This is a genomic window from Stutzerimonas sp. C6.4V, assembly GCF_058536345.1.
Genome location: NZ_JBZUBM010000002.1, coordinates 858,706 through 880,935, shown reverse-complemented (window position 1 = coordinate 880,935; position 22,230 = coordinate 858,706). Strand labels below are relative to the sequence as shown.

The 22,230-nt window shown below is 62.8% G+C and carries 20 protein-coding genes and 1 tRNA gene; 15 read left to right on the top strand and 6 right to left on the bottom strand.

Annotated features, from left to right (window positions below; translation table 11 throughout):
* Positions 1–65: 65 nt before the first annotated feature.
* From AC4LFW_RS19900 to AC4LFW_RS19890, 3 genes are read left to right on the top strand one after another with little or no spacing between them, the layout of a single operon-like run.
* Positions 66–1,328 (top strand): murein hydrolase activator EnvC family protein, encoded by a 1,263-nt coding sequence (locus AC4LFW_RS19900; protein WP_491821385.1) that lies wholly within the window; start codon positions 66–68, stop codon positions 1,326–1,328.
* A 41-nt stretch (positions 1,329–1,369) separates the two neighbouring features.
* Complete coding sequence (locus AC4LFW_RS19895; protein WP_491821383.1) at positions 1,370–2,707, top strand: S41 family peptidase; 1,338 nt, start codon at positions 1,370–1,372, stop codon at positions 2,705–2,707.
* Between the two features lie 3 nt (positions 2,708–2,710).
* The gene (locus tag AC4LFW_RS19890; RefSeq protein ID WP_491821381.1) at positions 2,711–3,544 is read left to right on the top strand and encodes a divergent polysaccharide deacetylase family protein; all 834 of its coding nucleotides are present in this window, start codon (positions 2,711–2,713) and stop codon (positions 3,542–3,544) included.
* Positions 3,545–3,556: 12 nt separating this feature from the next.
* On the opposite strand, the gene AC4LFW_RS19885 is transcribed toward AC4LFW_RS19890, so the two are convergent.
* The 6 genes from AC4LFW_RS19885 to hisB form a co-directional block, all read right to left on the bottom strand.
* Positions 3,557–4,306, bottom strand: a complete 750-nt coding sequence (locus AC4LFW_RS19885; protein WP_491822205.1) for a substrate-binding periplasmic protein — start codon at positions 4,304–4,306, stop codon at positions 3,557–3,559.
* A 464-nt stretch (positions 4,307–4,770) separates the two neighbouring features.
* Complete coding sequence (hisF, locus tag AC4LFW_RS19880) at positions 4,771–5,541, bottom strand: imidazole glycerol phosphate synthase subunit HisF (protein ID WP_491821379.1); 771 nt, start codon at positions 5,539–5,541, stop codon at positions 4,771–4,773.
* Between the two features lie 87 nt (positions 5,542–5,628).
* Entirely contained in the window at positions 5,629–6,372 is a 744-nt protein-coding gene (hisA, locus tag AC4LFW_RS19875) for a 1-(5-phosphoribosyl)-5-[(5-phosphoribosylamino)methylideneamino]imidazole-4-carboxamide isomerase (protein ID WP_491821377.1), read from the bottom strand.
* Positions 6,373–6,407: 35 nt separating this feature from the next.
* Positions 6,408–6,665 carry a DUF2164 domain-containing protein gene (locus tag AC4LFW_RS19870; protein WP_491821375.1) on the bottom strand — a complete coding sequence of 86 codons (258 nt, stop codon included), beginning with the start codon at positions 6,663–6,665 and terminating at the stop codon, positions 6,408–6,410.
* Positions 6,665–7,303, bottom strand: a complete 639-nt coding sequence (hisH, locus tag AC4LFW_RS19865) for an imidazole glycerol phosphate synthase subunit HisH (RefSeq protein ID WP_491821373.1) — start codon at positions 7,301–7,303, stop codon at positions 6,665–6,667. The genes AC4LFW_RS19870 and hisH overlap by 1 nt, the downstream gene beginning before the upstream one ends.
* Positions 7,303–7,896, bottom strand: a complete 594-nt coding sequence (hisB, locus tag AC4LFW_RS19860; protein WP_019341947.1) for an imidazoleglycerol-phosphate dehydratase HisB — start codon at positions 7,894–7,896, stop codon at positions 7,303–7,305. Before hisB ends, hisH begins: the two co-directional genes overlap by 1 nt.
* 213 nt (positions 7,897–8,109) lie before the next feature.
* On the opposite strand from hisB, the gene panM reads away from it, so the two are divergent.
* From panM to AC4LFW_RS19800, 12 genes are all read left to right on the top strand, one after another.
* Positions 8,110–8,508 (top strand): aspartate 1-decarboxylase autocleavage activator PanM, encoded by a 399-nt coding sequence (gene panM, locus AC4LFW_RS19855; RefSeq protein WP_491821370.1) that lies wholly within the window; start codon positions 8,110–8,112, stop codon positions 8,506–8,508.
* 141 nt (positions 8,509–8,649) lie between these two features.
* On the top strand, positions 8,650–10,872 hold the full coding sequence (locus AC4LFW_RS19850; RefSeq protein ID WP_491821368.1) for an AsmA family protein: 2,223 nt from the start codon (positions 8,650–8,652) through the stop codon (positions 10,870–10,872).
* A gap of 11 nt (positions 10,873–10,883) precedes the next feature.
* A complete protein-coding gene (gene mutY, locus AC4LFW_RS19845; protein ID WP_491822203.1) occupies positions 10,884–11,951 on the top strand; it encodes an A/G-specific adenine glycosylase in 1,068 nt (355 codons plus the stop codon).
* Positions 11,948–12,220, top strand: a complete 273-nt coding sequence (locus tag AC4LFW_RS19840) for an oxidative damage protection protein (RefSeq protein WP_491821366.1) — start codon at positions 11,948–11,950, stop codon at positions 12,218–12,220. The genes mutY and AC4LFW_RS19840 overlap by 4 nt, the downstream gene beginning before the upstream one ends.
* Before the next feature lie 168 nt (positions 12,221–12,388).
* A tRNA-Phe gene (locus AC4LFW_RS19835) sits at positions 12,389–12,464 on the top strand.
* 341 nt (positions 12,465–12,805) lie between these two features.
* Positions 12,806–13,171, top strand: a complete 366-nt coding sequence (locus tag AC4LFW_RS19830) for a hypothetical protein (RefSeq protein WP_491821364.1) — start codon at positions 12,806–12,808, stop codon at positions 13,169–13,171.
* Between the two features lie 97 nt (positions 13,172–13,268).
* On the top strand, positions 13,269–14,516 hold the full coding sequence (locus AC4LFW_RS19825; RefSeq protein WP_491821362.1) for a TolC family protein: 1,248 nt from the start codon (positions 13,269–13,271) through the stop codon (positions 14,514–14,516).
* Positions 14,513–15,994: an efflux RND transporter periplasmic adaptor subunit gene (locus tag AC4LFW_RS19820; protein ID WP_491821360.1), complete on the top strand. Its 1,482-nt coding sequence runs from the start codon at positions 14,513–14,515 to the stop codon at positions 15,992–15,994. The genes AC4LFW_RS19825 and AC4LFW_RS19820 overlap by 4 nt, the downstream gene beginning before the upstream one ends.
* Positions 15,991–19,161, top strand: a complete 3,171-nt coding sequence (locus AC4LFW_RS19815) for an efflux RND transporter permease subunit (RefSeq protein ID WP_491821358.1) — start codon at positions 15,991–15,993, stop codon at positions 19,159–19,161. Before AC4LFW_RS19820 ends, AC4LFW_RS19815 begins: the two co-directional genes overlap by 4 nt.
* The gene (locus AC4LFW_RS19810) at positions 19,158–19,514 is read left to right on the top strand and encodes a copper-binding protein (RefSeq protein WP_491821357.1); all 357 of its coding nucleotides are present in this window, start codon (positions 19,158–19,160) and stop codon (positions 19,512–19,514) included. Before AC4LFW_RS19815 ends, AC4LFW_RS19810 begins: the two co-directional genes overlap by 4 nt.
* Before the next feature lie 311 nt (positions 19,515–19,825).
* Complete coding sequence (locus AC4LFW_RS19805) at positions 19,826–20,104, top strand: hypothetical protein (protein ID WP_491821355.1); 279 nt, start codon at positions 19,826–19,828, stop codon at positions 20,102–20,104.
* 99 nt (positions 20,105–20,203) lie between these two features.
* Positions 20,204–22,183 (top strand): sensor domain-containing diguanylate cyclase, encoded by a 1,980-nt coding sequence (locus AC4LFW_RS19800; RefSeq protein ID WP_491821353.1) that lies wholly within the window; start codon positions 20,204–20,206, stop codon positions 22,181–22,183.
* Positions 22,184–22,230: the final 47 nt, after the last annotated feature.

The window sequence follows — 22,230 nt, the reverse complement described above, 5'->3', positions numbered from 1 at the left end:
TCAAGCTTCCAGCCGCTTTTTTAGGCATACTACGGCGGTCGTTGAACTCTCGGTTACGCCTTTCCATGCCCCGTATATTTCTCTTTCTCGCACTGTTGTTCCTGCTTGGCCCAGCCATGGCGGATGAACGCGCCGATGCTCGCAAGCAGATCGAAGCGGCCCGCAAGGATGTTGCAGAGCTACAGAAACTGCTCAAACAGATCGAGCAGGAGAAAAGCAGCGTCCAGAAGCAGCTGCAGACCACTGAAAGCGAGATGGGCGAACTGGAAAAGCAGGTCGATTCGCTGCAGCAGGAAATAGATCGCAGCGAGGCCGAGCTCGACCGTCTCAATGACGAAAAAACCACGCTTGAAGGTGCGCGTCTCGAGCAACAGCGGCTGATCGGTATTCAGGCGCGTGCCGCCTATCAGAGCGGTCGCCAAGAGTATCTCAAGCTGTTGCTCAACCAGCAGAATCCGGAGAAGTTCAGCCGCACGCTCACCTATTACGACTACCTAAGCAAGGCTCGTTTCGAGCAAGTTGAAGACTTCAATGAAACACTCAGCCAGCTCGCCAATGTCGAGGCTGGCATCCAGGCGCAGCAGGCAGAACTGGCTGAGCAACAGGAAGGACTTCAGCAGCGTCGCGCTCAACTGGCCGATGTTCGCAAGGAAAGGCAACTGGCGTTGGCCAAGCTCGACAAGGATCTGTCCAGCCGCGATCAGAAGCTGAAGGCCCGGCAGCAGGAGCAGGCTCAATTGGAGCGCGTGCTCAAGACCATCGAGGAAACCCTTGCACGTCAGGCTCGCGAAGCTGAGCAGCAGCGCCAGCGCGAACTGGCGCTGGCCCGTGAAGAGCAGGCACGCCAGCAGCAGGCCGACCGCAGTTCTTCGTCGCCGGCAACCGGGCCCGTGGTTTCAAGCGCTGGGGGCAACTTCGGAGGCCCTTTCGCCAAGGCCAAGGGCAAGCTGCCGTGGCCGGTCGACGGAAGATTGGTTGCACGCTATGGCACTCCGCGTGGCGGCGATGCTCGAACCAAGTGGGACGGTGTGCTGATCGGTGCCAGTGTCGGCAGCCAGGTTCGAGCCGTCCACGGTGGTCGCGTGGTATTTGCCGACTGGTTGCGGGGCGCCGGACTGCTGGTCATCCTCGACCATGGCAATGGTTATCTGAGCCTTTACGGCCACAACCAGAGTCTGTTGCGTGATGCAGGGGATATCGTCAAGGCGGGCGACCCAATCGCCACCGTAGGAACCAGCGGCGGGCAGGAAGCTGCTGCGCTGTATTTCGCCATTCGCCAACAGGGTCGCCCGACCGACCCTGCACAATGGTGCCGTGCGCAGGGATAGCCCGAATCGGCTTAGCGCGCCCCTAACAACTGGAGTCAGACATGCCGCACCTGTGCCGTTTCGCCCAACCTTCCACGCTTGCCCTGGCCGTCATGCTAGGGCTCTACGGTAGTGCCTGGGCCCAGCAGCCACCGGCGGAGATGGCGCCCGCAACTATGGAGCTGCAGGCACCTTCCAGCAAGGCCCCGTTGCCACTGGACGAGCTTCGCACCTTTGTCGAGGTGCTCGATCGGATCAAGGCGGCCTATGTCGAGCCTGTAGACGACAAGACCCTGCTGGAAAATGCCATCAAGGGCATGCTGAGCAATCTCGATCCGCATTCGGCCTACTTGGAGCCCGAGGCGTTCGCCGAGCTGCAGGAAAGCACCAGCGGCGAATTCGGCGGCCTCGGTATCGAGGTCGGGATCGAAGATGGCTTTATCAAGGTGGTCTCTCCTATCGACGATACCCCCGCCTCGAAAGCCGGTATCGAGGCGGGCGACCTGATCGTCAAGATCGACGGCAAGCCAACCAAGGGCATGTCGATGATCGAAGCGGTGGGCATGATGCGCGGCAAGCCTGGCAGCAATATTTCCCTGTCGCTGGTGCGTGAAGGCGGCAAGCCATTCACGGTCGAGCTATCCCGTGCCGTCATCAAGGTCAACAGCGTCAAGAGCCAGATGCTGGAGCCTGGGTATGGCTATCTGCGAGTGACTCAATTCCAGATAAATACCGGAGAAGAGGTCGGCAAGGCACTTGCTCGCCTGCGAAAGGAAAATGGCGGGAAGCTCAACGGTCTGGTGCTGGATCTGCGCAACAACCCTGGGGGCGTCTTGCAGGCTGCCGTAGAGGTGTCCGACCATTTCCTCAAGGACGGTCTGATCGTCTATACCGAAGGCCGCATCGCCAATTCCGAGCTTCGCTTCAATGCCGACCTAGCCGACGCAAGCGAGGGCGTTCCGCTGGTCGTACTGATCAACGGCGGTAGCGCCTCGGCATCGGAAATCGTCGCGGGCGCCTTGCAGGATCACAAGCGCGGTGTCGTCATGGGAACCGACAGCTTTGGCAAGGGCTCGGTGCAGACGGTACTGCCGTTGAACAACGACCGCGCGCTCAAACTCACCACCGCGTTGTATTACACGCCCAACGGCCGCTCCATCCAGGCCCAGGGCATCGTGCCCGATATCGAAGTGACGCGCGCCAAACTGACCCGTGAACAGACCGCTGAGGGCATCCGGGAGGCGGATCTCGCCGGCCATCTGGGCAACGGCAATGGCGGACCGGAGCGCCCCACCAATGCCCAGGCCGCAAAGGCCTCACCAAGACCACAGGATGATGACTATCAGCTTGGTCAGGCACTGAACCTTCTCAAGGGGCTGAATCTCACTCGCGGACAATAAGCGGTGCGCCTGGCTGCACTGTTGCTGCTGGCCGGCCTCGCTTCGCAGCTCTTTGCCGCCTCGCCCGCTCGTGCACCAGGTGGCGAGGCAAGCGACCCAAGCCCCACAGAGCAGGGCCATGAACTGGCCGCAGCGTCGAGCATGCCCAAGCTGGCGCTGGTGATCGATGATCTGGGGGCAAATCCCGCCAGGGATAACCGTGCTCTCGCCCTGCCCGGCCCTGTAGCCCTTGCCATCCTGCCGGATACGCGCCACGCCCCCTCATTGGCCCAGCGGGCATACGAGGCTGGCAAGACAGTACTGCTGCATCTACCCATGGCACCAGCTATAGGGCCCTACAGCTGGCATCAGGGGCTCAGTCCGGAGCAGCTTCAACAACGCCTGGATAACGCACTGCGGAGGGTTCCACACGCCCTCGGCGTGAACAATCACATGGGCAGCCAGATGACCGACCAGAAGCAACCCATGCTGTCGCTGATGACCGAGCTACAGGCGCGTCACCTGTTCTTTCTCGATAGCCGCACCAACCCTCACACGGTGGCCGCTGCGGCTGCTCAGCAGGTCCAGCTGGCGAGCCTGTCGAGGGACGTCTTTCTCGATGATGATCCTGCACCCGCTGCGGTCGCCGATCAGTTCCGGGCCGCCATGAAGCTGGCCCGGAAACAGGGCTCGGTGGTCATCATCGGCCACCCGCACGCCAGCACGCTGGCGCTTCTGGAGCGAGAGCTACCGCGGCTGCGCGTCATGGGCATCGACTGGATCGGCATGGAACAGATGATCGCCCTACGGGGCAACCGAGCGATGGCCGCCCATGGTTCGCTCGGCATTTACCGCTGAATATCTACAACGCTAGAGATAACGCCGCAGGATGGCATCGATCGCGCCATCTTCCCGCATCTCGTTGAGGGCTTTCTGCAGCCTGCTGACCACCTCGTCCGGCGTGTCCTTGTTGAGCGCCAGGAACAACTGTGCATCGTTGAAGCGCAGCACCGTGGTCAGCCCGGTCACGCCTTCCTGCTTCGCCAGATAGAGACCGACCGGGTCGGTGGTCGCCCATAGGTCGATCTGCCCCTTCATCAGTTTGCTGATGTTTTCCTTGTCGCGAAGCGAATTGAGGGGCTCGAACCCCTTGCTCTCAAGATGCTGACTGACCGCGTCGTTCTTGTAGGCGCCGACCCGGTATTGCCGTGCCTGATCGAGCGAACTCAGCCGCAGCGGGCTGTCGGGCGGAGCGAGAAGCACCCAGCCGGTACTGGCTAGAGGTCCGACCCACTTGAACAAGGGTTCGCGCTCAGGCGTGTAGGTTGTGGAAAACAATCCCTGATCGGGATGCTCCAGGACCTGCTTGTAGATTCGTTCCCAGGGGAAGCGCAACGTCAGGCTGTAATTGATGCCGGCCCGCCGGAACATTTCGCGGACAATCTCCGCGTTGATGCCACTGATATTTTGATCAGCCGCATAATTCTTGCCATCCGCCGCCATATTGAACGGCGGGAAGTTTTCCGTCAGCAGGACTATTTCATAGTCATCCGGCAGTGCAGCCTTCGCCGAAACGGTCACGAACATCATCAGCGCCGCCGCTAGGATACGTCTCATCAGCTTCCCCCAATCCACAATTACACCAAGACGCAAACCACCTGGCCCGGTCCGTAGCGCCTGGCAGTTGCACTTCTGCTACTTGTAGCAAGTTGTGAACCAGACGCACCGTGTAATCAAAGCAAATGAGAAGTACCTCACAGAAAAAATAGCAAATAGCCACCACTCACCCCTGAACCGCCCCAATGCAGATGAACCTTGCAAGCTGGCCTCGATCACCGGGCTGAACGGTGGGCGCAACGCCCCGGAACGGGGCAGCGAAGTGGGCCTACAGCCATCATGCGTCAAGCATGTCCGACTGAACGGGGAATGGAGGGTGCCGACTCGGTCACTCGCCCAGCGCGACCTGAGCCTGGCTACGGTTTCGTAGGGCATGTCCCGTTGGCCTGAAAATGGCCGGTCGGGCTCGCCTATGGCCCCAACGCTGGATCAAGGGCGCTATGTTTCGGAAGCGGTTCGGCCCTGGCTCAGCGCATCACGATGCCGCAGCTGGCCATGTAGGCCTTGGCTTCGGGCACGGTGTATTCGCCGAAGTGAAAGATGCTAGCAGCCAGCACCGCATCGGCCTTGCCCTCGAGAATGCCATCAGCCAGGTGCTGCAGGTTGCCTACGCCACCGGAGGCTATCACCGGAATGCGGACGGCTTCGCTGATGGCCCGCGTGACCCCGAGGTCATAGCCACTCTTGACGCCATCCTGGTCCATGCTGGTCAGGAGGATTTCGCCGGCGCCCAAAGCTTCCATCTTCTGCGCCCAGAGCACAGCGTCCAGCCCGGTAGGCTTGCGCCCGCCATGGGTGAAAATCTCCCAGCGTGGGGTTTCGCCAGGCAGGGAGACCCGCTTGGCATCGATGGCGACGACGATGCACTGCGAGCCGAAACGCTCGGCAGCCTCACCGACAAATTCAGGCGTGAACACCGCAGCCGTATTGATCGATACCTTGTCGGCGCCCGCATTGAGCAGATTGCGAATGTCCTGAACCGAGCGCACACCGCCGCCCACGGTCAGCGGGATGAACACCTGGCTGGCCATGCGCTCGACGGTGTGCAGCGTGGTATCGCGGTTGTCGACGCTGGCGGTGATGTCGAGAAAGGTGATCTCGTCAGCGCCCTGCTCATCGTAGCGCCGGGCGATTTCCACCGGATCGCCGGCATCACGGATGTTTTCGAACTGGACGCCTTTGACCACACGGCCGTTGTCCACGTCGAGGCAGGGAATGATGCGTTTGGCAAGGGCCATGCTTTTCTCCGAAAAGAGCCTGAAGCTATAAGCCTGAAGCTGGAAGCAGCTCAACTGCTTGGCTTCCAGCTTTCAGCTCATCGCTTGTTACTCGTCTTTGAATTTCAGATCGCAGAGCGCCTGGGCTTCAGCGACATCGAGCGTGCCTTCGTAGATCGCCCGACCGGTGATGGCGCCGACGATCCCACGGGTATTCGTATCGAGCAGCTTCTGGATATCACCGATGTTGTGGATACCACCCGAGGCGATTACAGGGATGCGGCTGGCATTGGCCAGGGCCACCGTGGCCTCGATGTTGCAGCCCTGCATCATGCCGTCCTTGGCGATGTCGGTGTAGACGATCGCCGAGACGCCGTCGGCCTCGAAGCGGCGTGCCAGATCCACAGCCTGTACGCTCGACACCTCGGCCCAGCCGTCGGTGGCGACAAAGCCATCCTTCGCATCCAGACCGACGATCACCTTGCCCGGAAAGGCGCGGCAGGCTTCGCCGACGAATTCCGGCTGCTTGACCGCCTTGGTACCGATGATCACGTAGCTGACGCCAGCACGAACGTAGTGCTCGATGGTCTCCAGCGAACGGATGCCGCCACCGATCTGGATCGGCAAATCCGGGTAGCGCTTGGCGATGGCCGTGACCACCTCGCCATTGACCGGCTGCCCTTCGAAGGCGCCGTTGAGATCCACCAGATGCAGACGGCGGCAACCGGCCTCGACCCATTTGGCGGCCATGGCGACAGGGTCATCGGAGAACACCGTGGCGTCGTCCATCAGCCCCTGACGCAGACGCACACAGGCGCCGTCCTTGAGATCGATTGCGGGAATAATCAGCATGGCTTGAACCTGTCTAAATCGGGAGGTGGATAAGGTCAGCTCTTTTCGAGCGCCCACAAGTCGCTCTCGATGCTCTCGAACCTTTCTTTCAGGTGCGTCTGCACGTCGAAGATCGCCTTGTTGTAGTACAGCGAAGCAATTTCACGGGCGAACAGATCAAGCACTTCCTGCGCCTCGAAGGAGCCCAGCTCAAGCTCGAAGCGATCTTCAAGAAAGCGCTTGATGATCTGTTGCGCGGCCTGCTCCTGAGCAGGATCCAGTGTCAGGACCGGAGGCTTCTTGGCCCGGCTCATTACCAGCGACCATCCCAGGCGGCGAAATTCTGCAGCAGCTGTAATCCATGGGTGTGGCTCTTCTCGGGGTGGAACTGCACCGCGAAGCGCGACCCATCGGCCAGCGCGGCGGCGAAGTCCGTACCGTAATGGCCGCGGCCGACCACCTGCCGAGGATTGCCGGCCTCGATGTAATAGCTGTGCACGAAATAGAAGCGGGCATCGGCGGGGATGTTGTGCCACAGCGGATGGCTGACGGCCTGCTCCACATGGTTCCAACCCATGTGCGGCACCTTCAGGCGCTCGCCATCTTCTTCCAGATCCTTGCCAAAGAAGCGCACCTGGCCGGGAAACAGGCCGATGCAATCGACACCACCATTCTCCTCGCTACGCTCCATCAGCGCCTGCATGCCGACGCACACACCAAGGAACGGACGATCGACGCTCACTTCCCGCACCAGCTCGTCGAAGCCCAGGCGGCGGATCTCGGCCATGCAATCGCGGATCGCGCCGACGCCGGGAAACACCACGCGGTCGGCTTCACGGATGACCTGCGCATCGCTGGTAATCAGCACGCGGCCAGCGCCGACGTGCTCCAGCGCCTTGGCGACCGAGTGCAGGTTGCCCATGCCGTAATCGATGACTGCAACCGTCTGCATTACAGGCAACCCTTGGTCGAGGGCATCTGGCCGGCCATGCGCTCATCCAGCGTCACCGCCATGCGCAGCGCGCGGCCGAAGGCCTTGAACACGGTTTCGATCTGGTGATGGGTGTTGTGCCCGCGCAGATTGTCGATATGCAGGGTCACCAGCGCGTGATTGACGAAGCCCTGGAAGAATTCCTGGAACAGATCGACATCGAAGCCGCCGACGGTGGCGCGGGTGTAAGGGACATGCATCTGCAGACCCGGACGCCCGGAAAAATCGATGACCACACGCGACAGCGCCTCGTCCAGCGGCACGTAGGAATGCCCGTAGCGGGTCATGCCTTTCTTGTCGCCGACAGCCTTCGCAAAGGCCTGGCCGAGTGTGATGCCGACGTCTTCCACAGTGTGGTGATCATCGATATGCAGATCACCCTGACACTCGATGTCCAGATCGATCAAGCCGTGGCGGGCGATCTGGTCGAGCATGTGCTCGAGGAACGGCACGCCGATGGCGAAGCGGCTCTTGCCGGTGCCGTCCAGGTTGATGGTGGCCTTTACCTGGGTTTCCAGGGTGTTGCGCTCTACGCAAGCCGTACGCTCGGACATCCACAGCTCCGCTGATCGTGGGGCGAAAAAGAGCGCCATTATAGGCCAAACCCACCATTGCGGATACGCGCCGAGGGCCGCTGGGCGTCCGCAGGCACAGCCAGGCTGCATGCCCTGAGCGAACGGCAGCCTGCAAGCGACGCCAGACTGTCGTGCGATTGCCGTATAGCAGGGTTATGCTTGCCGGCATCACCGACAACGCAGCAGGTCCGCATGCCCGTCTATGTCGAATGCCTCACCGAGCCCAGCCAGCAGGACCTTGTCGACCTGGCGAAGATCTTCGCCGACGCGCCGGAATGGTTGCTGGCACCTCACGCTACCGCCGACGCCCTGATCCATCACGCACTGACCCAGGGCACCCTTGTCGCCGGTCGGTTCAACGACAGGCTGCTGGGTGCCGGCGTGTTGCAAAGAGGCAGCACGAACTGGCAGCTGTCGCACCTGTGCGTGCGCAAGATCACCCGCCGCCGCGGTGTGGGCAAGCGCATCCTTGAAGAAAGCCAGCGTCTGGCGGCCGAAGCCGGCCAGCAACTGCACCTGGCCGCACCAAAAGGGCACCTCGAGGCTCAGGCCCTGGCGGCAAGAACCCAGCTGCCGCTGGATCTGTTCTAGGCTGCCTTCAGGCGAATCCGCGTGCCCCCCGCACCGGAACCCCAGGCCCGGGCACCACTCCAACACGAGCCGCGACGCCAGCCATAGCCCGCGGCGCTATACTCGCCTGCTTTAAGAACGCCAAACACAAAGGACTTGTCCATGAAAGCGCTCGGCAAAATCCTGGGCCTGGTAATCCTCGGGTTGCTGCTGCTCATCGTCGCGCTGGGTTTCGCCCTGACCCAGTTTTTCGACCCCAACGATTACAAGGATGAAATCCGCGAACTGGCCCGCAACAAGGCCGGCCTCGAGTTGGACATAAGGGGCGACATCGGCTGGAGCCTCTTCCCCTGGCTTGGCCTGGAACTGCACGACACCACCCTGGCCAGTGTTCAGTCGCCCGAGCAGCCCTTCGCCGACCTGCGCATGCTGGGCCTGTCGGTACGGGTGATGCCGCTGCTGAGCCGCGAGGTGCAGATGAGCGACATCACGCTCAATGGTCTGAACCTGACGCTGTCCCGCGATGAAAACGGCAAGGGCAACTGGGAAGGCGTCGGCCAGCCACCCGCCAGCGAGCGACCTGGCGAGACGGCCGAGCCCCCGCAGACCGAAGCCCGTGCAGCCGAGCAGCAGGCCGAGCGATCCGGCCGCCAGCTACGCCTCGATATCGACAGCCTGACTGTCAGCGATGCCCGGGTGACCTACCATGACGCCCAGAGCGGGCAGCAGTTCAGCGCCGAAGGCATCGAGCTGAGCACCGGCGCCATTCGTGAGGCCTCGCCAATTCCGATCAAGCTGAACGCATTTTTCGGCACCAACAAACCGGTGATGCGCGCACGGGCCGAACTGCAGGGCTCACTGCGCTTCGACACCCAGCTGCAACGCTACCAACTCGAAGACATGCGCCTGAGCGGTGAGGCCTCCGGCGAGCCGCTGCAAGGCAAGACCCTCAATTTCAGCGCCCAGGGCCAGCTGCTGGCCGACCTTGCGGCCGAGATCGCGGAATGGTCCAGCCTCAAGTTCACCGCCAATCAGTTGCGCGGGCTTGGCGAGCTGAAAGCGCGCGACCTTGAAGGTCAGCCAAAGATCAGCGGCATGCTCTCGATTGCCGAGTTCAATCTGCGCGAATTTCTTGAGGGCGTTGGCCAGCCCTTACCGACCATGGCGGACGCGACCGCACTGAGCAAAGCCGAACTGGTTACCCGCCTCGCCGCTACCCAGACCAGCCTGATGCTCGAAGAGCTGAACCTCAAAGTCGACGAAAGCACCCTCACCGGCCAGATCGGCATCAGCGACTTCTCCAAGAAGGCCCTGCAGGCCGACCTCAAAGGAGACAGACTCGACCTGGATCGCTACCTACCGCCACCGGACAGGGACGACTCGGCCGCAGCAGCGCGCCAGAGCGAGGTGAGTGTCACCGAAGCAGCCGTGATAGGCAGCGGTACTACACCTCTGCCCGGCAAGCCGACCCAGGAAGCCTGGAGCGATGAAAAGATCCTGCCAATCGAAACCCTGCACAGTCTCGACACGCGCATCAGCCTGACCATCGCGAGCCTCACCGCGAAGAAGCTGCCGCTCGACGACTTCAGTCTCAAGGCGCGAAGCGCAGGCGGCTTGCTGACCTTGGAGGAAATGCGCGGCAGCCTCTACAACGGCCGCGTGGAGACCACGGCAAGCCTAGATGTTCGCCCAGCGATACCGCTCATCACCTCGCAACAACGGCTGGTTCATGTGCCCGTCGAGCGATTGCTTGAAAGCCAGGGCGAGAAAATTGTCATCAAGGGCCTGTTGAATCTTGACGGTGACTTGCGCACCCAGGGCAACAGCCAGAAGGCCTGGATCGACAACCTAAACGGCAAGATAGGCTTCATCATCGACAACGGAATCCTGGTCGACGCGAATCTCGAGCAGCAGCTTTGCCGCGCCATTTCCACACTCAACCGCAAACCATTGACCAGCGAACCACGAAGCCAGGACACACCCTTCCGCACCCTCAAGGGTAACCTGACCCTGCGCAACGGCCTGGCCAGCAACCCGGACCTGAAAGCCAGCATCCCGGGGCTGACCATCAACGGCAACGGCGATATCGACCTGCGGGTCCTGGGCATGGACTACCGTATCGGCATCCTTATCGAGGGTGACAAGGGCGCCATGCCGGACCCTGCCTGCGAGGTCAATGATCGCTATGTCGGTATCGAATGGCCGTTGCGCTGCCGGGGCCCGCTGGAGCTTGGCGCCAAGGCCTGCCGCTTCGACAACGACGCTCTCGGCAAGGTTGCCGCACGCCTGGCTGGCGAAAAGCTCACCGAAAAGCTGGAGGAAAAGCTCGGCGACAAAGTCAGCCCGGACCTGAAGGATGCGCTGAAGGGCCTGTTCAATCGATGATTGCCGAACCCATGAGCCCCGAGCAGTTCGGCACCGCCGTGCTGGACTGGTACGACCTTCACGGCCGCAAGGATCTACCCTGGCAGAAGGGCATCACGCCTTATAGGGTCTGGGTTTCTGAAATCATGTTGCAGCAGACCCAAGTCAGCACCGTGCTCGGCTATTTCGATCGCTTCATGGAAGCCCTGCCAACGGTCAGAGACCTGGCCAGCGCTCATGAAGACGAGGTATTGCACCTATGGACCGGCCTGGGCTACTACAGCCGCGCCCGCAATCTGCACAAAGCCGCCAGATTGGTCGTCTCCGAGCACAACGGCGAGTTTCCTCGGGACGTCGAACAGCTAGCCGAATTGCCCGGCATCGGTCGCTCGACCGCCGGCGCGATCGCCAGCCTGAGCATGGGCCTGCGCGCGCCAATCCTCGACGGAAACGTCAAGCGAGTGCTGGCGCGCTATCTGGCGCAGCAGGGTTACCCCGGCGAGCCCAAGGTTGCCAGACAACTCTGGGAGGCCGCCGAGCGCTTCACTCCAGAGCAGCGCGTCAACCACTACACCCAGGCGATGATGGATCTTGGCGCCACGCTTTGCACACGCAGCAAGCCGACCTGCCTGCTTTGCCCGCTTCGAACGGGCTGCCGCGCCCACCTGCTGGGTCGCGAAACCGAGTTCCCGGTACCCAAGCCCCGAAAGGTGCTGCCACACAAGCGTACCCTGATGCCCATGCTGGCCAACCCCGACGGCGCCATCCTGCTCTACCGTCGACCGTCAACCGGTCTCTGGGGCGGGCTCTGGAGCCTGCCGGAGCTGGAAGACCTCCCAGCCCTTGACGCACTGGCTGAGCGTCATGGCCTGCGAATGGAAGAGCGCCGGGAACTGCCCGGGCTGACCCATACCTTCAGTCACTTCCAGCTCGCCATCGAACCATGGCTCATCCGGGTTCAGACCCCACCCGGTGCCGTGGCCGAGGCCGACTGGCTCTGGTATAACCTTGCCACCCCGCCGCGACTGGGGCTCGCCGCCCCGGTGAAGACGCTGCTCAAGCGCGCCGCCGCCGAATTGAACGCAGGAGAGTTGTCATGACCCGCACCGTGAACTGCCGCAAGTACAAAGAAGAACTGCCTGGCCTGGACCGCCCGCCGTATCCGGGCGTCAAAGGCGAAGACATCTACAACAACGTATCCAAGAAAGCCTGGGACGACTGGCAGAAACACCAGACCATGCTGATTAACGAACGCCGCCTGAACATGATGAACGCCGAGGACCGCAAGTTCCTGCAAACCGAGATGGACAAGTTTCTCTCCGGCGAAGAGTACGCTCAGGCCGAAGGCTACGTACCGCCAAGTGAGTGAGCCGGTTAGCCGGCGCTAGCACGGCACAGATCGCCGCCTGCCCGGCTGGTGCCGCGTCACCGCAGCGGTCACCCGCCTGCATCGCGAAGCTAAATGCCCGTTCTAGCTAAATATTTTCAAGGCCACGCTTGACAGGTAAATGCCAAATCCGTCTAATAGCGCCCCGTTGCCCAGGTAGCTCAGTCGGTAGAGCAGGGGATTGAAAATCCCCGTGTCGGCGGTTCGATTCCGTCCCTGGGCACCACCTTTCGTTTTCAGGTGGTGTCAGCACCACCCGAAAGCCCACAAGAAGCCCGCCTAGTGCGGGTTTTTTGTTGTCTGCACTTCCCCTACCCGTCCCTTGTAGGCGCGAGCGTTGGGCACTCCAGGGTTATGGCCGACTTGATCAGTCCTACCTCTGCTCAATCTGCTTTCACACCAGCCGGGACAGTTATCGTATTAAAGGTCGCTTTCCACATGGGATGGCTGGTAGCCAGACCAGCGCCTGATAGATCGATGCAAAGCGAATCTAACTTTCCTAATGTTTTGGCGCCAGCGGTCTGGCGGCGGTTGCCATGCCTTCCCTCCCTCGCTAGACTCGACCGCATGCACGTCACCGTCCGTCTTGTTCTCTTGCTGCTCAGCTTGACGCTTCCCATCAACGGGATGGCGCACATGCTGATGCCTGCCGGCGAGCACAGGATGATGCAGAGCGGTGACGCTCCGATATCAATGTCCATGCATGCAGAAGATGCCGGCATGGGTGCTGATGATGAATGCTTTGAGCATGACAAGACCGGCAAGAGCACGGGTGTGTGCAAGTCCGGTCAGGAATGCAAGACCAGCAGTCTGCTCCAGTTCTCCCTTGGCAAGGCTCCGTTGCTGCCGGCCGGCCAGCAGGTTTCCGCTCATCCCAGCGATATCGCTCCCTCCCTGATTCCGGATGCCGTCTGGCACCCACCCCGCGCCTGATTCCAAGCCCGACCTGAACCCCGATCGGCGTCCCTGACGCATGACACGGGCCCTGCGCGCCTGACGGCCCGCACTGGAACGACATTGGAATCGAGACATGACATCCCTATGCCCTTGGGCGCGCCGTGTGCCGGCTGCCCTGTTGCTGGGTGCGCTGGCCTTTCCTGGCCCGGCCGTTGCCCTGACTCTGGAACAGACCCTGGCGCTGGCCGAACGCGAAGCGCCGGCGCTGGCAGCACAAGCTGCGAACCTTGAGGCCGCCCGTAGCGCGGCCATTCCGGCAGGTGAGCTGCCCGATCCACGGCTGAGCCTCGGCTTGCGCAATGTGCCCATCGAGGGCGAGTCGCGCCTGCGCCTCGGCGACGAAGCCATGACCATGCAGACCATCGGCCTGATGCAGGAGGTGCCCAACCGTGCCAAGCGCCAGGCCCGTGTCGATGTGGCCGAAGCCGACCTGGCGCTCGCCGAGGTTCAGCAACGCATCGCCCGGCTGGCTGTTCGTCGTCAGGCTGCAGAAGCCTGGATCGCCACGCTCTCGGTCGAGCGCAAGCTGGCCCTGTTCAAGGAGCTCTACCGCGAAAACCGGCTGTTCGCCCGCGCCGTCGAAGCGCGCATCGCAGGTGGTGGCGGTAGTGCGGCGGACAGCGTATTGCCCCGGCAGGAAGCCGCCTTGCTGGCCGAACAGGAAGACAACCTGCTACGCAGCCAGACAGTAGCCCGTGCGGCGCTGCGTCGATGGGTTGGTGAAGCCGCCAGGCAGCCATTGTCAGGCGACTGGCCACGCTGGCAGGACGATGCCTCGCACTACCAGTACCACCTCCAGCACCATCCTGAGCTGATGGCCTTCGATCCGCTCACTCGCCAGGCCGAAGCGAAGGTGCGCGAGGCTAGCGCAGACAAGCGTCCGGACTGGAACTGGGGAGTGGAATACGGTCGCCGGGAATCGTTGGGCGACATGGTCAGCCTCAACTTCAGTTTCGACCTGCCGCTGTTTGCCGGGTCCCGCCAGGACCCCCGGATTGCTGCCGAGCGGGCCCGCCTTGGCCGCATCGAAGCCGAGCGTGAAGCCGCGCTGCGCATGCATACCGAGGAGCTGGACGGCCGACTGGCCGAGCTGGAACAGCTGGAGCGGACCCTTACGCGACTGGACGACACCCTGCTGCCTCTGGCCGAAGAAAAGGTTCGCCTGGCCATGGCCGATTACCAGGGCGGGCGCGGCGAGCTGATGTCCCTGGTCAAGGCACGACAGGCACTGCTTGAAACCCGCCTTCGCCGCATCGATGTGGCCCGTGACCGCGCACTCGCCAACGCCCGCCTGCATTTCGCCTTTGGAGATACGCCATGACCCCGCTTCGCCTCAAGCAACTGGCGCTGGCCATCAGCCTGCCGGTGCTCTTTACCGTCACTGACATTATCGGCCTGACACTGCTGCCCGCCCACGCCCAGGCCCAGCCCGACGAGAACGGCCGCGCAGTGCTGTACTGGTACGACCCGATGTACCCCCAGCAACACTTCGACAAGCCCGGCAAGTCACCCTTCATGGACATGGATCTGGTGCCGCGTTACGCCCAGGAGGGCGCCGACGCCGCCAGCATCAGCATCGACCCGGGGATTGCCCAGAATTTGGGCATGCGCATCGTGACCGCTAGCCGCGAGCCAATCGGACGGTCGCTGGAAGTGGTCGGCGCGCTGGCCTTCAATGCCCGGGACGTCGCCCTGGTTCAGGCCCGTAGCGGCGGCTTCGTGGAGCGGGTATACGACCATGCGCCGGAAGACGTGATCGAACGTGGCGCGCCGCTGGCAGACCTGCTGGTACCCGAATGGGGCGCTGCCCAGGCTGAATACCTGGCGCTGCGTAACCTGGACGAGCCGCAGCTGCACGCCGCTGCTCGCCAGCGTCTGCGCCTGGCCGGCATGCCTGCTGAGTTCATCGCGCAACTCGAGCGCACCGGCAAGGCGCAGGCGGTCTGGACCGTGACCAGCCCGTTGGGCGGTGTACTGCAATCGCTCGATGTGCGTGAAGGCATGACCCTCTCGGCCGGCGCTCCCCTGGCGCGAGTCAACGGGCTGGACAGCGTCTGGCTGGAAGTCGCCGTGCCGGAGGCCGAAGCGGCAGGCTTGAACCAGGGCCAGGCCGTCCAGGCAGAATTGCCGGCGTTCCCCGGAGAGACGCTGCAAGGGCAGATCCAGGCCGTACTGCCACGGGCCGACCTTGATAGCCGTACCGTGCGGGTGCGGGTCGAGCTGCCCAATCCGCAGCACCGCCTGCGCCCCGGCATGACTGCCCGGGTCACGCTCGAACGTGACGCGCGCACCGCACTGGTAATCCCGTCCGAGGCCGTGATCCGCACGGGCAAACGCGCACTGGTGATGCTCGCCGAGGACAACGGCCGCTATCGGCCGGTAGAGATTCGCACCGGCCGCGAAAGCGGAGACAGCACCGAGGTGCTCGACGGGCTGCAGGAGGGCCAGCAGGTGGTCGCTTCCGGCCAGTTCCTGCTCGACTCGGAAGCCAGCCTGCGCGGCATCACCGCTCGCGGGCTGGAGCAGCCGGCCAAGGCAAAGACGCCCGCACTGCATGAAGCGGAAGGCACCATCGTCGAGATCGACGGCGACATGGTCAACCTCTCCCACGGCCCCTTCAAGACCCTTGGCATGCCGGGCATGACCATGCCATTTCCCGTCAGCGACCTGGCGTTGCTTGAAGGCTTCAAAGCCGGCGACCGGGTCCGCGTGGGAGTGAGCCAAAGCGACGAAGGATTGTTCATCGAGCGTATCGAGAAGCTGGACGCGCATGCCGGGCATGGAGGGCACCAGCCATGATCGCCGCTCTCATTCGCTGGTCCGTCGCCAATCGCCTGCTGGTGCTGCTGGGCACACTGTTCGCAGTGGCCTGGGGTGTCTGGTCAGTGAAGAACAGCCCCATCGATGCCCTGCCGGATTTGTCCGACGTGCAGGTGATCATCCGCACGCCCTACCCGGGCCAGGCGCCGCAAATCGTCGAGAACCAGGTCACTTACCCGCTGGCCACCACCATGCTCTCGGTGCCCGGCGCCAAGACCGTGCGCGGCTATTCGTTCTTTGGTGACAGCTACGTCTATGTGCTGTTCGAGGACGGAACCGATCTCTACTGGGCCCGCTCGCGGGTGCTGGAGTACCTCAGCCAGGTACAGAGCCGCCTGCCTGAGGGCGCGGCTCCGAGCCTCGGGCCGGACGCCACCGGAGTGGGCTGGATCTACCAGTACGCGCTGGTGGATCGCAGCGGCAGCCATGATCTGGCCCAGCTGCGTTCTCTGCAGGACTGGTTTTTGCGCTACGAGCTGAAGACGCTGCCGAACGTCGCCGAAGTAGCGCCCATCGGCGGCATGGTCAAGCAGTATCAGGTGGTCCTGGACCCGGTGCGCATGGCCAGCCGTGGCATCACCCAGCAACAGGTAGCCCAGGCCATCGATGGCGCCAACCAGGAAACCGGCGGCAGCGTGCTGGCACTGGCGGAAAGCGAGTTCATGGTGCGCGCCTCGGGCTATCTCCAATCACTGAAGGACTTCCGACAGATCCCCCTGAAGCTGGACGCCAGCGGTACCCCAGTGACCCTGGGTGACGTCGCGACGATCCAGCTTGGCCCGGAAATGCGCCGGGGCATCGCCGAACTCGACGGCGAGGGCGAGGTAGTCGGTGGTGTGGTGATCCTGCGCAGCGGCAAGAACGCACGCGAAACCATCAGCGCCGTGCAGGCGCGCCTGGACGAGCTGCAGAAGAGCCTGCCCGAGGGCGTGGAAATCGTCACCACCTACGACCGCAGCAGGCTGATTGACCGTGCAGTGGAGAACCTCGCCCACAAACTGATCGAGGAGTTCATCGTCGTGGCGCTCGTCTGCGCCCTGTTTCTCTGGCACCTGCGCTCGTCCCTGGTGGCCATCGTCTCGCTGCCGGTGGGGATATTGATCGCCTTCATCATCATGCAAAAGCAGGGCGTGAACGCCAACATCATGTCCCTCGGCGGCATCGCGATTGCCATCGGGGCCATGGTGGACGCCGCCGTGGTGATGATCGAGAACGCCCACAAGCACATCGAGCACTGGCGCGAGCGGAACCCGGGCAAGGAGCTCAAGGGCGCCACCCACTGGAAGGTGATCACCGACGCCGCGGTAGAGGTCGGCCCGGCGCTGTTCTTCAGCCTGCTGATCATTACCCTGTCGTTCATTCCGGTGTTCACGCTCGAGGCACAGGAAGGCAGGCTGTTCGGCCCGCTGGCCTTCACCAAGACCTACGCCATGGCTGCCGCCGCGGGGCTGTCGGTGACCCTGGTACCGGTGCTGATGGGCTTCTGGATCCGTGGAAAGATTCCGGACGAGGCCAGGAATCCGCTCAACCGCGGCCTGATCCGCGTCTATCGTCCGGCGCTGGAGGCCGTGCTGCGCTGGCCCAAGACCACCCTGGCCGTGGCCGTGCTGGTATTTCTCACCGGGCTTTATCCGGTAACGCGTCTGGGCGGGGAATTCCTGCCGCCGCTGGACGAGGGTGATCTTCTGTACATGCCCACTGCCCTGCCCGGCCTATCGGCGCAGAAGGCCTCGGAGCTGCTGCAGCAGACCGACCGGTTGATCAAGTCGGTGCCAGAGGTCGAGCGGGTATTCGGCAAGGCGGGACGCGCCGACAGTGCCACCGATCCGGCGCCATTGGTGATGTTCGAGACCACCATCCAGTTCAAGCCCAAGGATCAGTGGCGGGAGGGCATGACACCGGAGAAGCTGGTCGAGGAACTGGACCGAGCCGTGCAGGTACCGGGCTTGGCAAACCTGTGGATTCCTCCGATCCGCAACCGCATCGACATGCTTGCCACCGGCATCAAGAGCCCGATCGGAGTCAAGGTGGCCGGCAGCGACCTGGCGCAGATCGATGCCGCAACCGCCCAGGTCGAACGCATCGCCAAGGACGTCTCCGGGGTCGCCTCGGCCCTCGCCGAGCGCATGACTGGCGGCCGTTATATCGATGTGGACATCGACCGCACCGCCGCCGCGCGCTACGGGCTCAACATCGCCGAGGTGCAGGCCATCGTCGCCGGCGCCATTGGCGGTGCGAAGGTCGGCGAGACGGTGGAAGGCCTGGCCCGCTACCCGATCAACCTGCGCTACGGACGTGAATGGCGCGACTCGCTCGCCGACCTGCGACAGCTGCCGATCTACACACCGCAAGGTAGCCAGATCACCCTCGGCACGGTCGCCCAGATCAAGGTGACGGACGGCCCGCCGATGCTCAAAAGCGAGAACGCCCGCCTCTCCGGCTGGGTCTACATCGATGTGCGCGGACGCGATATCGCCTCGGTGGTCGCTGACCTGCGCACTGCCATCGATGGGCAACTGACCCTCGCACCCGGCATGAGCCTCAGCTACTCGGGCCAGTTCGAGTTCATGGAGCGGGCTAATCAGCGCCTCACCCTGGTGGTGCCGGCGACGCTGCTGATCATCTTCGTGCTGCTCTACCTGACCTTTGGGCGCCTCTCCGAGGCGGCACTGATCATGGCCACCCTGCCCTTTGCATTAACCGGCGGGGTCTGGTTCCTGTATCTGCTCGGCTACAACCTGTCCGTGGCCACAGGCGTCGGTTTCATTGCGCTGGCGGGGGTAGCGGCCGAGTTCGGCGTGATCATGCTGCTCTATCTGCGAAATGCCTGGAGCGAGCAGCAGGCTGCCGGTCACTCAGGCGAGCCGGCGCTGCGCAATGCCATCCGTATCGGTGCGGTGCAGCGGGTCCGGCCGAAGGCGATGACCGTGGCCGTCATCATCGCCGGTCTGCTGCCCATTCTCTGGGGCAGCGGCACCGGCAGCGAAATCATGAGCCGCATCGCCGCGCCCATGGTCGGCGGCATGATCACCGCGCCGCTGTTGTCCCTGTTCGTCCTGCCGGCCGCCTATCTGCTGATGCGTCGCAGGCAATCCGAAACCATCCCAAACACCGAAAGCCAAACCCAAACTGGAGTCACCCAATGAAAACCCTAACCAGCGCCCTTGTCTTCCTCGCCCTGACCCCCGCTGCCTATGCGACAGACATGCCCATGGAAGGCATGCAGGGAGAGCACAAGAACATGGGCAACATGCCCATGGAGCAGCAAAAGGCAGCCCAGACAGCTACTGCCACCGGCACCGTGAAAAAGGTCGACCAGGACAAGGGCAGCATCACCATCGCGCACGACCCGGTGCCCCAGCTGCAATGGTCGGCCATGGTCATGCCGTTCAAGGCCTCGGCCGAGCAGATGAACAGCGTCAAGGTCGGTGATGAAGTCGAGTTCAGCTTTACCTCCAGCGGCATGAAGGCAGAGCTGGAGACCATCACCAGGCGCTGAGCACAAGGCAGCGCAGCGGGGCACGGCCAGGCAGCTGATGGCCGTGCCCCCGCAACTTCAGAGGATTCGCGAACATCTGGCCCTCTTGGCGGCGAGCGCAGGTGTCCGCGAGCCTGGCGTAGCGGCTGAGGGGCCTTTTCATTCTGCTGGAAGGCAGTTTCATCTGCGGCGCGATGAGCCAGGACACGCCAGTGTTCGACACCGCTCGAAAGATGGCGCACTGCTGGATCCAGCAGCAGGAACGGCAGGAGCAGAGCGCATGACGACAGGTCTTTTGGCAGCGATCGCCGCTACTTTTTCCTGGTCGGCTGGTGATGGCAGCCCTGGGCATAGGCCTGGTCAACCTGAGCGTGTTCGATTCGAGCAGCGCGATAGGCGCGCGTCCGGCAGGTTCGGTAATGTTGGAACTGCTCGCCTCGTTGCTGGCAGTCGGGTTCTGGACCGGTTTTGGCCTGTTGAATGAAACTGCCCTGGCGCAACGCCCACGCATGTCCTCCATGCTGTGGTCTGCCATGCTGATCTTCAGTTGCAGCATCGAGAGTCGCGACGAACCAGCGCATCGAGCCCAAGCAGGGTGGAGAACTGCCTGACTGCGCCGCTGCTCATCGACCGCATGGGGCTGAAAGGACAATTGGCGGCAACCGGCTGCAGTGATACTGTTTTGACACCACCGTCTTTTGGCAGCACCAATGCCTTACCTGGCCCGCCTCGGCAGATTCATAGCCAACCCGATGACCATCATGCTCACTGCGGGCGCATTGGTCGTGCTGATGTGGCTGGTGCTTTCCCTGGAGGAAGCTCGCAATCGCGAACTGATTCGCCACGACACTGAAAAGGCGGCAGCCAACCTGACGCGCGCCTTCGAAGAGCATGTGGTGCGGACCTTCCGGGACATGGATATCGCGTTGAAGCTGCTGCGCGAGGAGTGGACCAGGGATCGAGAAGGTTTCGATACACAGGTACGGGTCATTCAGAACGCTTTTGAAAGCGGCCTGGTCGTACAGATCGGATTTATCGACGCCCAGGGCATTCTCCGGTACTCGAACCTGGACCCCGATGCGAAACCGCTCGACCTGAGCGATCGGGAACATTTTCTGGCCCATCGAGATGCAACCGACGACCGCCTGCATATCAGCAAACCGGTACTCGGACGGGTTTCCGGGCGCTACAGCATCCAGATGACCCGCGCCGTCAGGACCGGCGGCGTATTTAGGGGCGTCATGGTCATATCGCTGAGCCCGGACTACTTCGCCCGGTTCTTCGGCTCGGTCGACATCGGGCGCAATGGGTCGATCCTGCTGGTTGGCGCCGATGGCGTGGTGCGCGCACGGGGAAGCGATCGCAAACTCGACGACACGGCGTTCGGCATGGTGCTGCCGGACAACATGCCGTTTCTCCAGCCTGCTGCGGCGCCACATGGCAGTTACGAGGCTACCAGCCTGATCGATGGGCGCGACAAGCTCTTCACCTATCGCCACGTCCAAGGTTTCCCCGCCACGGTGCTGATCGCCATGGACAACGCCACCCTCTATGCGCCGCACGAGACTCGCTGGTTCCGCTACCGGATCTGGGCCGGCCTGCTCACGTTGCTGCTGCTGAGCGGCGGGGGCTTGTTGGCAAGGGCACAGCAGCTGCAACAGCGATCCAGAGCCGAGCTGCTGCTGTTGAACGAAAGCCTGCGGGGGCTGAGTGCGATCGCCGCCCAGCCGCTGGCAACCGAGAAGAAGCTCGAAGCGGTCATGGCGCTTGGCTGCCGTCAGCTGGCGGTTGAATATGCCGTATTCGCTCACCTGGTCGACGGGCAATGGTCACCCCAGCTGTGTGTCGCCGCCGACGGCCAAGTCCTGGACGGAGCCGATGGGGAACTTGCACGCGTGTTTTCATCGCTGCTTGCCAGCCAGGTGGACGATGCGGCAATCGAGGGTTCGGACAGCTCAGGCCATACGATAGCCACACCGCAGGGTGAAAAGCGGATAGCGGCTTTTGCCAGTGTTCCGGTGTTCGTTGCAGGCCAGATGCACGGTGCGCTCAGCTTCATCTCCCTGGCAGAACCCCACCGGTTTGGCTCCATGAACCTGGAATTTGCCCGCCTGATCGGTCGCTGGGTGAGCAGTGAGCTCACCGAAGAGCGGGCCAGCCGCGAGCTTCAGCGTCTGGCCACATCGGACGCACTGACTGGGGCCAAGAGCCGAGGCTACTTCATGACGGCTTTCGATGCCGAACTGAGCAACGCAAGGCGCTACCGGCAACCCCTGTCCCTGCTACTGATCGATCTGGACCATTTCAAGCGCATCAATGATCACTTCGGTCACCCGGCGGGTGACGCCACGCTGCGCAACCTAGCGACCCTCTGCCAGGAAACGCTGCGTACCGGCGATATCTTCGCCCGGATGGGAGGGGAAGAGTTTGCTGCGCTGCTCCCCAGAGCCAGTGAAGCTGACGCAATGGAGGTTGCCGAGCGGCTTCGCACCGCCATTGCCGGCATGGCCGTATGGTCTGGCGGCGTCGAGATCAGGGTGACCATCAGTATCGGCGTAGGACAGCTGGAAGACGACGACGACTTCGACGCACTTTACAACCGGGTCGACACGGCGCTCTACGCAGCCAAAGCTGCAGGCCGCAACCGTGTCGTGGCCGCCGCGCATCAAGCGGCCCTCGCGGCGGGTTGATCTGACCGCCCGTATTGCTGCGTTCCGGCCCAGCGCTGGCCGGACAG

Bases quoted from the DNA above. Each gene is read 5' to 3' on its own strand.
- AC4LFW_RS19825 (WP_491821362.1), top strand. From the start codon at position 13,269: ATGACATCCCTATGCCCTTGGGCGCGCCGTGTGCCGGCTGCCCTGTTG.
- AC4LFW_RS19810 (WP_491821357.1), top strand. From the start codon at position 19,158: ATGAAAACCCTAACCAGCGCCCTTGTCTTCCTCGCCCTGACCCCCGCT.
- hisB (WP_019341947.1), bottom strand. From the start codon at position 7,896: ATGTCCGAGCGTACGGCTTGCGTAGAGCGCAACACCCTGGAAACCCAG.
- AC4LFW_RS19820 (WP_491821360.1), top strand. From the start codon at position 14,513: ATGACCCCGCTTCGCCTCAAGCAACTGGCGCTGGCCATCAGCCTGCCG.
- AC4LFW_RS19840 (WP_491821366.1), top strand. From the start codon at position 11,948: ATGACCCGCACCGTGAACTGCCGCAAGTACAAAGAAGAACTGCCTGGC.
- hisA (WP_491821377.1), bottom strand. From the start codon at position 6,372: ATGCTGATTATTCCCGCAATCGATCTCAAGGACGGCGCCTGTGTGCGT.
- AC4LFW_RS19830 (WP_491821364.1), top strand. From the start codon at position 12,806: ATGCACGTCACCGTCCGTCTTGTTCTCTTGCTGCTCAGCTTGACGCTT.
- hisF (WP_491821379.1), bottom strand. From the start codon at position 5,541: ATGGCCCTTGCCAAACGCATCATTCCCTGCCTCGACGTGGACAACGGC.
- AC4LFW_RS19870 (WP_491821375.1), bottom strand. From the start codon at position 6,665: ATGAGCCGGGCCAAGAAGCCTCCGGTCCTGACACTGGATCCTGCTCAG.
- hisH (WP_491821373.1), bottom strand. From the start codon at position 7,303: ATGCAGACGGTTGCAGTCATCGATTACGGCATGGGCAACCTGCACTCG.
- AC4LFW_RS19895 (WP_491821383.1), top strand. From the start codon at position 1,370: ATGCCGCACCTGTGCCGTTTCGCCCAACCTTCCACGCTTGCCCTGGCC.
- AC4LFW_RS19900 (WP_491821385.1), top strand. From the start codon at position 66: ATGCCCCGTATATTTCTCTTTCTCGCACTGTTGTTCCTGCTTGGCCCA.
- mutY (WP_491822203.1), top strand. From the start codon at position 10,884: ATGAGCCCCGAGCAGTTCGGCACCGCCGTGCTGGACTGGTACGACCTT.
- AC4LFW_RS19815 (WP_491821358.1), top strand. From the start codon at position 15,991: ATGATCGCCGCTCTCATTCGCTGGTCCGTCGCCAATCGCCTGCTGGTG.
- AC4LFW_RS19800 (WP_491821353.1), top strand. From the start codon at position 20,204: ATGCCTTACCTGGCCCGCCTCGGCAGATTCATAGCCAACCCGATGACC.
- panM (WP_491821370.1), top strand. From the start codon at position 8,110: ATGCCCGTCTATGTCGAATGCCTCACCGAGCCCAGCCAGCAGGACCTT.
- AC4LFW_RS19850 (WP_491821368.1), top strand. From the start codon at position 8,650: ATGAAAGCGCTCGGCAAAATCCTGGGCCTGGTAATCCTCGGGTTGCTG.